This window comes from Streptomyces sp. NPDC036764, from assembly GCF_055609385.1.
On the sequence record NZ_JBVJPT010000008.1, the window covers coordinates 306,333 to 320,619 of the forward strand.

The 14,287-nt window shown below is 71.8% G+C and carries 11 protein-coding genes; 8 read left to right on the forward strand and 3 right to left on the reverse strand.

Annotated features, from left to right (window positions below; all coding sequences use genetic code 11):
- Positions 1 to 79: 79 nt before the first annotated feature.
- Positions 80 to 3,040, reverse strand: coding sequence for an SARP-family global regulator AfsR (gene afsR / locus ACZ69Q_RS28265; protein WP_471046832.1), 2,961 nt, complete (start codon positions 3,038 to 3,040; stop codon positions 80 to 82).
- 187 nt (positions 3,041 to 3,227) lie between these two features.
- Here afsR and ACZ69Q_RS28270 point away from each other — a divergent pair, with 187 nt between their 5' ends.
- Positions 3,228 to 4,460 (forward strand): amidohydrolase family protein, encoded by a 1,233-nt coding sequence (locus ACZ69Q_RS28270; RefSeq protein ID WP_471046834.1) that lies wholly within the window; start codon positions 3,228 to 3,230, stop codon positions 4,458 to 4,460.
- A gap of 55 nt (positions 4,461 to 4,515) precedes the next feature.
- Here the strand turns inward: ACZ69Q_RS28270 and ACZ69Q_RS28275 are convergent, their stop codons facing one another.
- Positions 4,516 to 5,394 carry a hypothetical protein gene (locus tag ACZ69Q_RS28275; protein ID WP_471046836.1) on the reverse strand — a complete coding sequence of 293 codons (879 nt, stop codon included), beginning with the start codon at positions 5,392 to 5,394 and terminating at the stop codon, positions 4,516 to 4,518.
- Positions 5,395 to 5,839: 445 nt separating this feature from the next.
- On the opposite strand from ACZ69Q_RS28275, the gene ACZ69Q_RS28280 reads away from it, so the two are divergent.
- The 6 genes from ACZ69Q_RS28280 to ACZ69Q_RS28305 all read left to right on the forward strand — a co-directional run bounded on the left by ACZ69Q_RS28280 (position 5,840) and on the right by ACZ69Q_RS28305 (position 12,921).
- Complete coding sequence (locus ACZ69Q_RS28280; protein ID WP_471046947.1) at positions 5,840 to 6,745, forward strand: TIGR03619 family F420-dependent LLM class oxidoreductase; 906 nt, start codon at positions 5,840 to 5,842, stop codon at positions 6,743 to 6,745.
- Between the two features lie 8 nt (positions 6,746 to 6,753).
- Positions 6,754 to 7,524, forward strand: a complete 771-nt coding sequence (locus ACZ69Q_RS28285; protein WP_471046838.1) for an SDR family NAD(P)-dependent oxidoreductase — start codon at positions 6,754 to 6,756, stop codon at positions 7,522 to 7,524.
- Positions 7,525 to 7,622: 98 nt separating this feature from the next.
- Entirely contained in the window at positions 7,623 to 8,741 is a 1,119-nt protein-coding gene (locus ACZ69Q_RS28290; protein WP_471046840.1) for an LLM class flavin-dependent oxidoreductase, read from the forward strand.
- Positions 8,742 to 8,853: 112 nt separating this feature from the next.
- Positions 8,854 to 10,584, forward strand: coding sequence for an N-acyl-D-amino-acid deacylase family protein (locus ACZ69Q_RS28295; RefSeq protein WP_471046842.1), 1,731 nt, complete (start codon positions 8,854 to 8,856; stop codon positions 10,582 to 10,584).
- The gene (locus tag ACZ69Q_RS28300) at positions 10,581 to 12,074 is read left to right on the forward strand and encodes an aldehyde dehydrogenase family protein (RefSeq protein ID WP_471046844.1); all 1,494 of its coding nucleotides are present in this window, start codon (positions 10,581 to 10,583) and stop codon (positions 12,072 to 12,074) included. The genes ACZ69Q_RS28295 and ACZ69Q_RS28300 overlap by 4 nt, the downstream gene beginning before the upstream one ends.
- Positions 12,075 to 12,144: 70 nt before the next feature.
- Positions 12,145 to 12,921 (forward strand): alpha/beta fold hydrolase, encoded by a 777-nt coding sequence (locus ACZ69Q_RS28305; RefSeq protein ID WP_471046846.1) that lies wholly within the window; start codon positions 12,145 to 12,147, stop codon positions 12,919 to 12,921.
- Positions 12,922 to 12,935: 14 nt separating this feature from the next.
- Here ACZ69Q_RS28305 and ACZ69Q_RS28310 read toward each other — a convergent pair whose 3' ends face one another.
- Positions 12,936 to 13,331 carry a nitroreductase/quinone reductase family protein gene (locus tag ACZ69Q_RS28310; protein ID WP_471046848.1) on the reverse strand — a complete coding sequence of 132 codons (396 nt, stop codon included), beginning with the start codon at positions 13,329 to 13,331 and terminating at the stop codon, positions 12,936 to 12,938.
- Positions 13,332 to 13,431: 100 nt separating this feature from the next.
- Here ACZ69Q_RS28310 and ACZ69Q_RS28315 point away from each other — a divergent pair, with 100 nt between their 5' ends.
- Positions 13,432 to 14,259 carry an endonuclease/exonuclease/phosphatase family protein gene (locus ACZ69Q_RS28315; protein ID WP_471046849.1) on the forward strand — a complete coding sequence of 276 codons (828 nt, stop codon included), beginning with the start codon at positions 13,432 to 13,434 and terminating at the stop codon, positions 14,257 to 14,259.
- The last annotated feature ends 28 nt before the right edge of the window (positions 14,260 to 14,287 follow it).

The window sequence follows — 14,287 nt, forward strand, 5'->3', positions numbered from 1 at the left end:
GGTCTGACAGGGAAGAGACTGCCGGGCGGAGATAAACGAACGCTGAACGCCCACAATCCGCAGGTCACAGACTCGAGTTCTACGCTGCCGCAGCCGAGGTGAGCAGCGCGCGCACCGCGTTGGCCTCCCCGGCGCCGTTCTGCTCGTAGAGGCTCAGGGCCTCACGCCAGCACGCCCGGGCCCGGTCCGCCTGACCGAGTGCGAAGAGCGAACGCCCAAGAAGCGTAAGGACGTTGCCCTGCATCCGGTCGCCGCCGATACAGCCCAGCGCGAGCGCCTGTTCGGCGTGCTGGGCAGCCTGCGCCGGGCGGCGGTCGGCCGCGTGCACCTCGGCGATGCGGAAGTGGGTGACGCCCTCCCATAGTCGCTGCCGATGGTCGTTGAAGATGCCGAGCGCGTCGGAGAACTGGCTGAGCGCCTCGGTGTAACGGCCCGCGCGGGTCAGGGCGACACCGAGCGCGAAGTGACCGTTGGCGAGGCGCACCGTCCGGCCGATCTCGCTGTGCACGGCCAGCCCGTGCTGTGCCATCTCCACGGCCTTCGCGATGTTGCCCATGCCCAGGTGGGCACGGGAAAGGTTGCCCAGGACGGTGGCCTCGAAGGGCCGGTTCCCTGCCGCCCGCAGACCCTCGAGGGCCTGGTCGAAGAAGACCTTGCCGTCGGCGAACCGGCTCTCGTGCAGGCAGATGAGTCCCCGGTTGTTGGCCACCCAGCTCACGGCGGTGGCGTCCTGTGCGCTCCCCGCGAGTCCCATGGCGACTCGGGCCTCCTGCTCGGCCGGCTGGATGCGCCCGGAGACCAGCAGCACATCACTGAGCACCGTACGCGCCCTGCCCTCCGCCCGTTCGTGGCCGGCGGCCCGGGTGGCCTCGCAGGTCGCCCGCGCCGTCATCTCGTACTGATGCGAGTTGGCCCCGGACTCGGTCAGGTCCTTCGCCGCCCACAGCAGATCGACCGCACGCCGCAGCCGCTCCGTCCCCGCCGCCTGCCGTACGCAGGCCAGCAGTTGCCCGGCCTCTGTGTACAGCCAGTCGAGGGCCGCCGTCCCCTCGGCGAACCGCAGCCCCGGATAGCGGGTGGGCTCCAGGTCGTCGGTCAGCCGGTCCCCGGGGTGCTCGATGGCGTACACCTGCGCGGTCGTGGCCAGATAGAAGTCCAGCAACCGCGACAACGCCGCATCCCGCTCGCTCGGCGGCCACTCGTCCCGTTCCGCGCACGCACGCGCGTAGAGTCGCACCAGGTCGTGGTACCGGTACCGGCCGGGCGCCGCCGATTCCAGGAGTGAGGTGTCGACGAGGGCCTCCAGGAGGTCCTCGGTGTCCTCCGTCGGGAGGTCCAGCACCGCTGCCGCCGCGGCCAGGGAGATGTCCGGGCCGTCGGCCAGGCCCAGCAGCCGGAACGCGCGGGCCTGGGCGGGGTCCAGGGCGCCGTAGCCCAGCTCGAAGGTGGCCTTCACCGCGAGGTCGCCCGCCTGGAGTTCGTCGAGGCGGCGGCGTTCATCCGCCAGCTTCGCCGCCAGCACCGACACCGTCCACGTACGCCGTGCCGCCAGCCGGGACGCCGCGATGCGGATCGCCAGCGGCAGGAAGCCGCACGCCGCGACCACGTCCAGCGCGGCCTCCCGCTCGGAGGCCACCCGCTCCTCGCCCACGATCTTCGTGAACAGGGACAGCGCCTCGTCCGGCGACATCACGTCCAGGTCGACCAGGTGGGCGCCCGCGAGGTCGACCATGCGCACCCGGGACGTCACCAGCGCCGCGCAGCCCTCCATACCCGGCAGCAGCGGCCGTACCTGCGCCGCGTCCTTGGCGTTGTCCAGCAGGACCAGGACCCGGCGTCCGTCCAGCACCGAGCGGTAGAGCGCGGCCCGTTCCTCCAGGGAGTCCGGGATCGCCGAGTCCGCGGTGCCCAGCGCCCGCAGGAACGAGCCCAGCACCGTCTCCGGCTCCGCCGCGCGAGGGCCGGCGCCCTGGAGGTCGACGTAGAGCTGCCCGTCGGGGAAGGCCGCACGCGCCTGGTGCGCCACGTGCACCGCCAGCGTCGTCTTGCCCACCCCGCCGATGCCCGCGAGCGCCGACACCGCCATCACCCGGCCCTCGGCCGAGGCGAGGACCTCGCCGAGCTCCGAGACGAAGGAGGCGCGGCCGGTGAAGTCCGGGACCGTGGCGGGCAGTTGCGCCGGACGCACCGGGACCGCCGCCGGTTCGGCCGTCGGCGCCGACGGCTCCGCGAGGGCCGGGTCCGCCTGGAGAATGCGCTGCTGGAGCTCCTTCAGGCCGGGGCGCGGGTCCACGCCCAGCTCGTCCGCCAGCAGGCGCCGCGTGTCCGCGTACACCGCCAGCGCCTCCGCCTGCCGGCCGCTGCGGTACAGCGCCAGCATCAGCAGCTCCCGCAGTCGCTCGCGCAGCGGGTGCTCGGCCGTCAGTGCCGTCAGCTCCGAGACCGCCTCCGCGTGGCAGCCCTGTTCCAGGTCCATGTCGAGGCGGGATTCGAGCAGTTGGAGGCGCCATTCCTCAAGACGGACCCGCTGGGCCTCCGCGTACGGCCCGGGGACCCCGGCCAGCACCTCGCCGTCCCACAGCGCCAGCGCCCGCGCGAGTGCGTCCCGCGCCCGGCACAGATCCCCGGCGCCCCGGGCCTTCTCCGCCTCCGTCGCCAGCTCCTGCGCCACCCCCAGGTCCAGCGCGCCCTCGGCCAGGCCCCGCACCGCGTAGCCGCCCGACTCGCTCACCAGGACCCCGGCATCCAGGATTTTGCGCAACCGGGAGGCGTACGTCCGCAGCGCCGCCAGCGCCTGCGAGGGTGGCTCCTCGCCCCATAGGGCGTCGATCAGCTCCGCCGCGGTCGCCGTACGGCCCTCCCGCAGCAGCAGGGCGGCGAGCAGGGCGCGTTGCTGGGGGGAGCCGGTGGCGAGCTGTTCCTCGCCGCGCCACGCGCGCACCGGACCGAGCACGCCGAAGCGCAGCGCCGCCGCCGGCTCCGCCGCATCTTTCGCGGAGCCGGGACGCCTCTGCTCCGGCACTCGCGGTACCCCGTCCATCGCCGTCCCCCTAGGGCCTGTTTACATCTCCGCCAGTTTGCCTTGTTCATGGCAGATGCGTCAGCCGTGGAGGGGGTGATCACAGCCAGGCGCGCGGGATATCACAAGGTCCTCACGCGCTCTTCGCACGGTAGTGGCCGCTCCGGCATAGCTGACGGGTCGTCAGATCGGCGCTACCGTGAGCGCCATGGACACCGAGACGACGTTTCCCCTGATCATCTCCGTCGACGACCACACGGTGGAGCCGCCCACGGTGTGGCAGGACCGGCTTCCGAAGAAGTACCTGGACATCGGACCGCGCATAGTCCGCGCGCCGCTGAAGGAGATGACCTTCCTGGGCGGGCGGTTCAAGCCCGTCATGGGCCGGCCCGGCGACGACGGGCCGATCGGCGACTGGTGGGTGTACGAGGACCTGCACCGGCCCCTGACCCGCCTCGACACCGCCGTGGGGTACAGCAGGGACGAGATCAAGCTGGAGGTCATCACCTACGAGCAGATGCGCAAGGGTTCGTTCGACGTGCCCTCCCGGCTGGCGGACATGGACGTCAACCACGTCCAGTCGGCGCTCTGCTTCCCGACCTTCCCGCGCTTTTGCGGCCAGACCTTCACCGAGGCGCAGGACCACGAGCTGGGCCTGCTGGGCGTGCGGGCGTACAACGACTGGATGGTGGAGGAGTGGTGCGGGCCCGACGCCCGCGGGCGGCTGATCCCGCTCACCCTCATCCCCCTGTGGGACGCCGAGCTGGCCGCCGCCGAGGTCCGCCGCAACGCGGCCCGGGGCGTGCGGGCCGTCGCCTTCTCCGAGATACCCCCGCACCTCGGACTGCCCTCCGTGCACACCGACTACTGGGACCCCTTCCTCGCCGCCTGCGACGAGACAGGCACGGTCGTCGCCATGCACATCGGCTCGTCCAGCCGGATGCCCTCCACCTCCGCCGACGCGCCGCCCGCGGTCGGTTCGACGATCACCTTCGCCAACTGCTGCTTCTCGATGGTCGACTGGCTGATGAGCGGCAAGTTCGAGCGCTTCCCGGGCCTCAAGGTCATGTACGCCGAGGGCCAGATCGGCTGGATCCCGTACATCCTGGAGCGCGCCGACGTCGTCTGGGAGGAGAACCGGGGCTGGGGCGGGGTCGCGGACAAGGTGCACCGGCCGCCGTCCGAGCTGTTCGCCGACCACGTCTACGGCTGCTTCTTCGACGACGCCTTCGGGCTGAGGAACCTCGACTCCATCGGCGTCGGCAACGTGCTCTACGAGACCGACTACCCCCACTCCGACTCCACCTGGCCGGAGTCCCGCCAGGTCGGCGAGGCGCAGATGGGGCACCTGGACGCCGACGTGGTCGACCGGATCGTACGGCGCAACGCGATCGAGCTGCTGGGGCTGACCGACGACGGGCTCTGGCCGGGGAGCGCATGAGGGAGCCGCGGCCCCCGGAAGGGGACCGCGGCCCACGGGTGCGCCGCCGAAGGCGTCAGCCGAGGAACACCGACGAGATCTTGTCGTCGAAGCCGACCGAGTTCAGGTCGGCGATGTTGCCCTGCACCACCTTGGACTCGCCCTTGCAGTCCTTCTCGGACCAGATCTTCAGGGTGCCGGCGGCCTGGAGGGAGGAGGCGGAGTCGTCACGGCCGACGTTCTGGCAGCCTGCGCCGGCCAGGCCCTCGGAGGGGTCGCCGAAGTTGATCTCGTCGGAGAGCGTGACGCTGCTCGCCGGGGCGGCGGTGCCGCCGTCGCCCTGCTCCTGCTCCTCGGCGGGGGTGCCCGCCTTCTGTCCGTCCGGCGTCACGCCGAACCAGGTGCCGCCCACGCCCTGCCCGTTGGTGTCGCCGGGCTTCAGGTCCTTGCTGAAGCGGTAGACCGGCCAGCCGCCGAGGGTGACCTGGAGGGTGCCGTCGTCGCGCTTGACCACGCCGACGTCGGACTTGGCCACGCCGTCGACGAAGATCCTGCCGCCGGGGGCGACCAGGACCGGCGGCCAGGTGGTGGCGCAGTCGCCGGAGCAGTTCGACTTGGAGGGGTCCGCGGTGTCCTTGTCGAAGCGGTAGAGGGTGAACCCGGCACCGTTGACCACGACCGGGTTCAGGTCGCCCGCCCGCGACGCGCTGAGCTGCACCCACTTCTTGGCGACCGGCTTGGTCGCGGGCTTGCCCGGGCGGGTCGCCCAGTCGCCGGTGCCGGGGGCCGCGTTGTTCTGCTTGGCCGTGCCGCTGCCGAAGTTCAGGCTCTGCAGGGCGGATCCGGCGCCCTCGCGGGCCGCGGAGGCGGCGTCGTCGGTGGCGTTGCAGGCGGTCAGCAGCAGGGCCGCGGCGGCGGTGGTGGCGGCGATCGCGGCGATGCGGTTGCGGATCATTCTCGAATCTCCCCGTGTCTCGGCGCCCGGACCTCCCGAGCAGCCGCCACCCAGTACGAGCCGCCCCCGGGCTGCCCTCACCCGGTGACGCCCCTGAGACATGAGCGCGACAACCCGTGGTCAATCGCACGAAGATCGCGAAATTCCGGACACCGTCGGCACGCGGAGGGCCGTGCCACGCCGGGATCGGCCCCACCCTCGGCATGCGGAGGGCCGTGCCCCGCCGGGATCGGCCCCACCCTCGGCATGCGGAGGGCCGTGCCCCGCCGGGATCGGCCCCACCCTCGGCATGCGGAGGACCGTGCCCCGCCGGGATCGGCCCCACCCCTTGTCTGTTGCGGCGCCAGACCGGACGATGGCGCCCGAGGATGTATGTGACGGACCGTCAGATCGAGGAGGGCGTGTGACCATCCAAGTCCCGCCGGACGGGCGGACGCTGTTCGGGATGCAGCTCCCCGTCCAGTCGCAGAGCACGATCTACGCGGAGCCGTGGGAGGCGGGCGCCGGACCCGACGACCTCGTCGCCCTGGCCGGCGCCGCCGACCGCGCCGGCTTCGACTACGTCGCCGCCTGCGACCACGTCGCCATCCCGCGCCGCCTGGCCTCCGCGATGAGCACCATCTGGTACGACCCGGTCGCCACCCTCGCCTTCCTCGCGGCCGCCACCGAGCGCGTACGCCTGCTCAGCCATGTCGCGGTCGTCGGCCTGCGCCACCCCCTGCTGACCGCCAAGCAGTACGCCACCCTCGATCACCTCAGCTCGGGGCGGCTGATCCTCGGCGTCGGGGCCGGGCACGTACGCGAGGAGTTCGAGGTGCTCGGCGTCGACTTCGAGCGGCGCGGACCCGTGCTGGACGAGTCGATCGACGCCCTGCGCGCCGCCCTGGGACCCGAGGAGTTCCCCGAACACCACGGCAAGCTCTACGACTTCGAGGGGCTCGGCCAGTTGCCCCGGCCCGCCCAGGAACGCATTCCGGTCTGGGTCGGCGGATCGTCCCCGGCCGCCGTGCGCAGGGCCGCGCTGAAGGGCGACGGCTGGCTGCCCCAGGGCGACCCGCGCGACCGGCTGCCCGCGCAGATCGCGCGGATCCGGCGGCTCAGGGAGGAGGCGGGCATCGAGGGGCCGTACACCGTCGGCGCCATCGTCGAGCCCCTGTACGTCGGCGCGCCCGCCTGGGACGTCGGGCGCCGGACGCTCACCGGGACGCCGGACGCGCTCGCCGAGTCGCTGCGGGCGTACCGGGCGATGGGGGTGGACCAGATCCAGGTGCGGTTCCGCAGCCGGGGCCGCAGCGAGCTCGTCGACCAGATCACCGCGTTCGGGGCCGAGGTCGCGCCCCGCCTCGACTAGGGAGAGCCATGGGCAAGCTGGACGGACGGACCGTCATCGTCACCGGAGCCGCGCGCGGACAGGGCGAGCGGGAGGCGCGGCTGTTCGTGGCGGAGGGCGCCGATGTCGTCGTCGCCGATGTGCTCGACGACCAGGGCGGGGCGCTGGCGAAGGAGCTGGGGGCGCTGTACGTCCACCTCGACGTCGGCGACGAGGAGGACTGGCGCGCCGCGCTGGCGGCCACCAAGGAGGCGTACGGCCGTGTCGACGGGCTCGTCAACAACGCCGGGATCCTGCGGTTCAACTCCCTCGTCGACACGCCCCTGGACGAGTTCATGCAGGTCGTGCGGGTCAACCAGGTCGGCTGCTTCCTCGGCATGAAGACCGTGGCCCCGGAGATGGAGGACGGCGGCACGATCGTCAACACGGCCTCCTACACGGCCGTCACGGGCATGGCGGCCGTGGGCACGTACGCCGCGACCAAGCACGCCATCCTCGGCCTCACCCGGGTCGCCGCGCTGGAGCTGGCGCCGCGGGGCATCCGGGTCAACGCGATGTGCCCCGGCGCGATCGACACCGCGATGTCCAATCCGGCTCAGTTGGACCCGGAGGCGGACGCGGAGGAGACGAGCCGGGCCCTGGACGGGTTGTACCGCAAGCTCGTGCCGCTCGGCCGGATCGGGCGGCCGGAGGAGGTGGCTCGGCTGGCGCTGTTCCTGACCTGCGACGACTCCTCCTACATCACCGGGCAGCCGTTCGTGATCGACGGGGGGTGGCTGGCAGGGGTCAGCGTCATCTGACTGACCATCAGGTATTGACCCTCCATGCGGGTGGTGCCACAGTCGTTCAAAACTGACGGTGTGTCAGAAAACTTCGGAACCGGGGACGGTGAACCGCCTTGGAATTCGGGCTCTTTGTACAGGGATACGTGGGCAAACGCGCCGAGACCGACCCGCTCGCGGAGCACAAGGCGCTGATGGAGGAGACCGAGTACGTCATCCAGGCGGACAAGTCAGGCTTCAAGTACGCGTGGGCCTCCGAGCACCACTTCCTGGAGGAGTACTCGCATCTCTCCGCCAACGACGTCTTCCTCGGGTACCTCGCGCATGCGACGGAGCGGATCCATCTGGGATCCGGCATCTTCAACCCGCTCGCCCAGGTCAACCACCCGGTGAAGGTCGCCGAGAAGGTCGCCATGCTCGACCATCTCAGCGGCAATCGCTTCGAGTTCGGCAGCGGGCGCGGGGCCGGATCGCACGAGATCCTCGGGTTCATACCGGGCGTCACCGATATGAACTACACCAAGGAGATCTGGGAAGAGACGATCGCCGAGTTCCCGAAGATGTGGCTCCAGGACGAGTACGTGGGCTTCCAGGGCAAGCACTGGCAGTTGCCGCCGCGCAAGGTCCTGCCCAAGCCGTACGGGAAGTCGCATCCGGCGATGTGGTACGCCGCCGGGTCGCCGCCCTCGTACGCGATGGCCGCGCGCAAGGGTCTCGGAGTCCTCGGCTTCAGCATCCAGAAGGTCTCCGACATGGAGTGGGTGCTTCAGCAGTACAAGACGGCGATCGTGAACGCGGAGCCGATCGGCGACTTCGTCAACGACAACGTCATGGTGACGACCACGGCGATCTGCGCGCCGACGCACGACGAGGCGATCCGGATCGCGGTGAACGGCGGGCTGCACTATCTGCCCTCGCTGGTGTTCCGGTACCACGACACCTTCCCGCGGCCCGAGGGCTTCCCGGAGTGGCCGGAGACGCTGCCCGAGTACACGCCGGAGTTCGTGGAGCTGCTGATCGAGGAGGAGCTGCTGATCTGCGGTGATCCGGACGAGGTGCTCACGCAGTGCAAGCGGTGGGAGCAGGCCGGGGCGGATCAGTTGAGCTTCGGGCTGCCGGTGGGGGTGCCGAAGGAGGAGACGTTGCAGACGATCCGGTTGATCGGGGAGCACGTGATTCCGAAGATCGACACGGATCCCGTTCACCGGACGTCCCGTTTCCGGCAGTCCGCCTGATCGCCGTAGGGCCGCGGGCCGTCGGCGGGTGCGGATGCGACGTGGCTGGTCGCGCAGTTCCCCGCGCCCCTGAAGGGCGCGGCCCCCACCCCGAATCCGAGGAGGAACCGGCATGCTCGATCACGTCATCAAAGGCGCGACCGTCGTGGACGGGACGGGTGCGCCCGCGTACACGGCCGACGTCGGCATACGCGACGGTCGTATCGCCGTCATCGGTGCCGTCACCGAAGGGGCCCGCAGCAGCGAGGACGCCAATGGGCTCGTGCTCGCTCCCGGGTTCGTCGATCCGCACACGCACTACGACGCGCAGTTGTTCTGGGATCCCTATGCGACCCCGTCGCTGAACCACGGGGTGACCACCGTGGCCGGCGGGAACTGCGGGTTCACGCTCGCGCCGTTGAACCCGGCCCGGCCCGCCGACGCCGACTACACCCGCCGGATGATGTCCAAGGTCGAGGGCATGTCGCTGGTCGCGCTCGAAGAGGGGGCGCCCTGGAGCTGGAGTTCGTTCGGGGAGTATCTGGACGCGCTCGAAGGGCGGATCGCGGTCAACGCCGGGTTCATGGTGGGGCACTGTGCGCTGCGGCGGTACGTGATGGGGGAGGACGCCGTCGGGGGGCAGCCCAGCGAGGAGCAACTCGCCGAGATCGTACGGCTGCTGCACGACGCCATGGACGCCGGTGCCTGGGGCTTCTCCACCACCCAGTCGTCCACCCACTCCGACGGGGACGGCAAGCCGGTGGCCTCCCGGCACGCCGGGCCCGCCGAGCTGCTCGCGCTGTCGAAGGCCGTCGGCGAGCACGAGGGGACGCAGATCGAGGCGATCGTCGCCGGGTGTCTGGATCAGTTCAGCGACGCCGAGATCGAGCTGTTCGTGGAGATGAGCGCCGCCGCCGGGCGGCCGCTGAACTGGAACGTGCTGACCATCGACTCCGCGGTCCCCGAGCGGGTGCCCCGGCAGTTGCTGGCCAGTGAGCGGGCGCGCAAGGCCGGCGGCCGGGTCGTGGCGTTGACCATGCCGATCCTCACGCCGATGAACATGTCGCTGGGCACCTTCTGCGCGCTCAACCTGATCCCCGGGTGGGGGCCGGTCCTGGGGCTGCCCGTGCCCGAGCGGATCGCCCGACTGCGCGACCCGGAGGTACGGGCGGAGCTGCTGCGGCACGCCGGGTCGAAGGAGGCGGGCGTCTTCCGGCGGCTGACCAACTTCGGGCGGTACGTCATCGGCGACACCTACAGCGACGCCAACCGCGGGCTGAGCGGCCGGGTCGTGGAGGACATCGCCCGCGAACGCGGCCAGGAACCCTTCCAGTGCATGGTGGAGATCTGCGCCGCCGACGACCTGCGTACGGTCCTGTGGCCGATGCCCACCGACAACGACCCCGCGTCCTGGACCATGCGCGCCGAGGCCTGGCAGCACGAGGACGTCATGCTGGGCGGCTCGGACGCCGGGGCGCATCTGGACCGGATGTGCGGTGCGCCGTACACGACCCGGTTCCTCGGGGACTGTCTGCGCGGGCGCAGGCTCACGAGCCTGGAGAAGGCCGTGAAGATGCTGACGGACGACCCGGCGCAGCTCTTCGGACTGCGCGAACGCGGCCGGATCCAGGAGGGCTTCCATGCGGACCTGGTGCTCTTCGACCCGGAGCGGATCGACGCCGGCACGGCCACCTTGGTGCACGACCTGCCGGGCGACAGTCCGCGGCTGGACTCCAGGGCGATCGGGGTGCGGGCCGTGTGGGTCAACGGCGTCGAGGCGATCCGGGACGACGTGGTGAGCGGGGCCGTACCGGGGCGGGTGCTGCGCTCGGGGCGGGACACCAGGACGGTGGCCACCAGGTGAGCTTCGAAGGATCCGACCGGCAGCGGTTGTTCGTCGGGGGCTCGTGGGTGGAGCCGGACGGCGGCCACTATCCCGTGATCGATCCGGCGACGGAGGAGACCGTAGGAGGGGCTCCCGAGGCCTCGCGGGATCAGGTGCACGCGGCCTGCGCCGCGGCCCGCGAGGCCTTCGGGCCGTGGTCGCGCACGGCGCCGGAGGAGCGGGCGGCCGTGCTGGCGCGGGCGGCGGACATCATCCACGGCCACCTCGGGCCGTACGCCGAACTCGCCCAGGCCGAGACCGGCGCGACCACGGGGACGGCCCGGGCGATGCAGGTCGGCGTCGGGGCGGCCCGGTTCCGGCGCTACGCGCGCGTGGAGCCCGCCGAGTGGGCGATCCCGCCGCAGATCAACGAGGCGGGTGGGGGCACCTCCCACGCCCTTAAGGCAGTGGGGGCGGGGAAGGCCGGTGTGATGGGCGCGCTGGCCGTCCGCCAGCCCGTCGGCGTCGTCACCTGCATCACCTCCTACAACAACCCGTGGGCCAACCCGGCCGGAAAGATCGCGCCCGCGCTGGCCATGGGCAACACGGTCGTCGTGAAACCGGCGCCGCAGGATCCGCTGTCCGTCTACCGGATGGCGGAGGCCCTGGAGGCGGCGGGGGCGCCGGCGGGTGTCGTCAACGTCGTCTCCGGCCGGTCGGTGGAGGTCGGCGAGGCGGCCGTCACGTCCCCGGACGTCGACATGGTGAGCTTCACCGGCTCCACGGCGGTGGGCCGCCGCATCGCCGAGGCGTGCGGCCGTGACATGAAACGCCAGTTGATGGAGCTCGGCGGGAAGGGCGCCGCGGTCGTCTTCGACGACGCGGACATCGGATCGGCCGTCGCCGGGATCGGGACGACGTTCTCCTTCTACAGCGGGCAGATCTGTACGGCGCCGACGCGGGTGCTGGCGCAGCGGGGCGTCTACGACCGGCTCGTGGAGCAACTGGCCGCGTACGCACGCCGGTTGAAGGTCGGCGACCCGCGCGAGGCGTCCACGGTCGTCGGGCCGGTGATCTCGGCCGAGCACCGGGACCGGGTGGAGTCGTACGTGGAGACGGGCCGCAAGGAAGGCGCCGTGGTGGTTGCCGGCGGTGAACGGCCGCCGTACGAGTGGGGCTTCTACGTGGCGCCGACCCTCCTCGCCGACTGCACCAACGACATGCGGGTCGCCCGGGAGGAGATCTTCGGGCCGGTCGTGTGCGTGATCCCCTTCGACGAGGAGGAGGAGGGCATCGCCCTCGCCAACGACACGGAGTACGGCCTGATCGACTACGTCTGGTCCGGCGACGTCGCCCGCGCCTTCCGCGTCGCGCGGAAACTGCGGGCCGGCGGGGTCGGGGTCAACACCGTCGGGCGCAACATGGAGGCGCCGTTCGGGGGGTTCAAGCAGAGCGGGGTGGGGCGCGACGTCGGGTCGTACGCCCTGCACGCCTACAGCGAGGTGCAGGCCATCGTCTGGCCGGGGTGAGCGCCGGGGATTGACCGGCCGGCGGCTGTCGCCGGGGCGGCGCGGCGGGCAGAGTCTGCCGTATGGACACATGGTGCAGGTCAAGGGCGGCGAGGTCTGGGCTGAGGACTCCGGGGCCGGCGGGGCGGGGCCCGCTGTGGTGCTGCTGCACTCGGGGGTCGGCGACTCCCGGCTGTGGGATCCGGTCATGTACGGCCTGGCCGCCCACCGGGTGATCCGCTACGACGCCCGGGGCTTCGGCCGTTCACCCGCGCCCACGGACTCCTACGCCCAGGTCGAGGACCTCAGGAGCGTCCTGGACCACTTCGAACTGCCCCGGGTGATCCTGGTCGGCTCCAGCATGGGCGCCAGGACGGCCGTCGACCTGGCGCTCAACGACCCCGGCCGGACGGCGGCCCTGGGCCTGCTGGTCCCCGGCGTCAACGGCTACGACGGCCTGGAGTCGCAGGAGGCCAACGAGGAGATCGTGCGGCTGGCCACGGCCCGCGACATGGACGGCCTGGTCGCGTTCACGCTGCGGACCTGGGGTGCGGCGGGCCCCGACCCCGACACCGAGGCCGAGACGCTGCTGCGGGCGGCGATCCCGGCCTGGTTCACGACCCACGGGAAGGAGACCGAGGGCGCCCCGGCCTTCGCCAGGCTGGGCGAGCTCGCTCTGCCCTGCACGCTGCTGCTCGGTGAGAAGGACCAGCCCGAGGTGATCCGCTGCAACGAGGCGATGGCCGCTCGCATCCCCAACTGCGAGCTCGTGCGGCACCCGGAGTGCGATCACTTCCCGACGCTGCGGGCACCGCAGGACGTCGTACGGCTGGTGACGGAGCTGTGTGAACGGGCGCCGGCCGCCTGAGGGCGCCGCAGGTGTCAGCCGCCGAGATCCACCCGGACCGTCAGCAGGTTCGTCCCGAGGGCCCTGACGGCCGTGCTGTTGAAGCGCGGCAGGCGGCGCAGGCGGGCGACCGGGTCGTCGTCGGGCAGGAGCTGGGCCGTCCCGGTGTGCCACCGCCCCTTTATCCGCACCCGCACGCGCGGATCGGCCTTGATGTTGCGGACGTACTGGGACCGGTCACCGAACTCCGAGACCAGCCAGAAGGAGTCGCCCACCCGGCGCCCGCCCACCGGCGTCTGCCGGGGCAGACCGGAGACCCGGCCGGTGGTCTCCAGGACCGTCTGGAGGGGAACGCGGCGCAGCACCGGATTGCCGACATGGCGCTGGAAGGCGGTGGCGGCGCGGAACCTGAGCTCGGCGAGGCGGGACATGACTGTGGGTCTCCTGTCTCCTGCTGGGTACCAGGGCACGATGGTCGAACTGTTGCTTCAATGGTCACTCACGCGGCATGACGAGAGCGGGTGACTGCCGATGCGGGTCGTGACCTGGAACCTGTGGTGGCGCTTCGGCCCCTGGGAGGCACGGCAGAAGGCCATCCTCGCCGAGCTGCGTGAGCTGCGCCCCGACGTGGTCGGCCTTCAGGAGGTGTGGGCCGCCGACGGAGAGAACCAGGCCGAGTGGCTGGCCGGCGAGCTCGGCATGCACTGGGCCTGGGCCCCCTCACCCGCCCCCGACCGCTGGCGCCGGCGCATCGGCGGCGCCGCGGTCGACATCGGCAACGCCGTACTGAGCCGATGGCCGGTGACCGCGCAACGCACGCTGCGCCTGCCCGCCCCCGCCGACGTCGACGACGGCCGCCTGGCCCTCTTCACCCGCCTCGCCACGCCCTCCTGCGACATTCCGTTCTTCACCACCCACCTCACGTCCGCCCTGCACGCCTCGGCCGTACGCTGCCGCCAGGTCACAGCCCTCGCCGAGTTCATCGCCGAGAACCGGGGTGACACGCCCTTTCCGGCGATCGTCACCGGCGACTTCAACGCCTGGCCGGACTCCGACGAGATCCGTCTCTTCGGCGGCTACCGCACCTCCCCGGTCGTGCCCGGACAGGTCTTCTTCGACGCCTGGCAGTACGCCGACCCGGCCGCCCCCGCCCACACCTGGGACCGGGCCAACCCCTACGTCGCGTCCGGTCTGGAGCCGGGCGTGCGGATCGACTACATCCACATCGGCCCGCCCGGCCCCGGCGGCCTCGGCCATGTGCGCTCGGTCCACCGCGCGGGCGACGCCCCGGTCGACGGCATCTGGCCGTCCGACCACGCGGCGGTGGTCGCCGACCTGGGGAACGCCCCGACGGGCTGAGGAACCGCCGGGGCACCGCTTCGGTCAG

Excerpts from the sequence above, each read along its gene's own strand:
- ACZ69Q_RS28280 (WP_471046947.1), top strand. The coding sequence starts at position 5,840 with ATGCAGCTCCCCGTCCAGTCGCAGAGCACGATCTACGCGGAGCCGTGG.
- ACZ69Q_RS28275 (WP_471046836.1), bottom strand. The coding sequence starts at position 5,394 with ATGATCCGCAACCGCATCGCCGCGATCGCCGCCACCACCGCCGCCGCG.
- afsR (WP_471046832.1), bottom strand. The coding sequence starts at position 3,040 with ATGGACGGGGTACCGCGAGTGCCGGAGCAGAGGCGTCCCGGCTCCGCG.
- ACZ69Q_RS28305 (WP_471046846.1), top strand. The coding sequence starts at position 12,145 with ATGGTGCAGGTCAAGGGCGGCGAGGTCTGGGCTGAGGACTCCGGGGCC.
- ACZ69Q_RS28270 (WP_471046834.1), top strand. The coding sequence starts at position 3,228 with ATGGACACCGAGACGACGTTTCCCCTGATCATCTCCGTCGACGACCAC.
- ACZ69Q_RS28310 (WP_471046848.1), bottom strand. The coding sequence starts at position 13,331 with ATGTCCCGCCTCGCCGAGCTCAGGTTCCGCGCCGCCACCGCCTTCCAG.
- ACZ69Q_RS28295 (WP_471046842.1), top strand. The coding sequence starts at position 8,854 with ATGCTCGATCACGTCATCAAAGGCGCGACCGTCGTGGACGGGACGGGT.
- ACZ69Q_RS28315 (WP_471046849.1), top strand. The coding sequence starts at position 13,432 with ATGCGGGTCGTGACCTGGAACCTGTGGTGGCGCTTCGGCCCCTGGGAG.
- ACZ69Q_RS28285 (WP_471046838.1), top strand. The coding sequence starts at position 6,754 with ATGGGCAAGCTGGACGGACGGACCGTCATCGTCACCGGAGCCGCGCGC.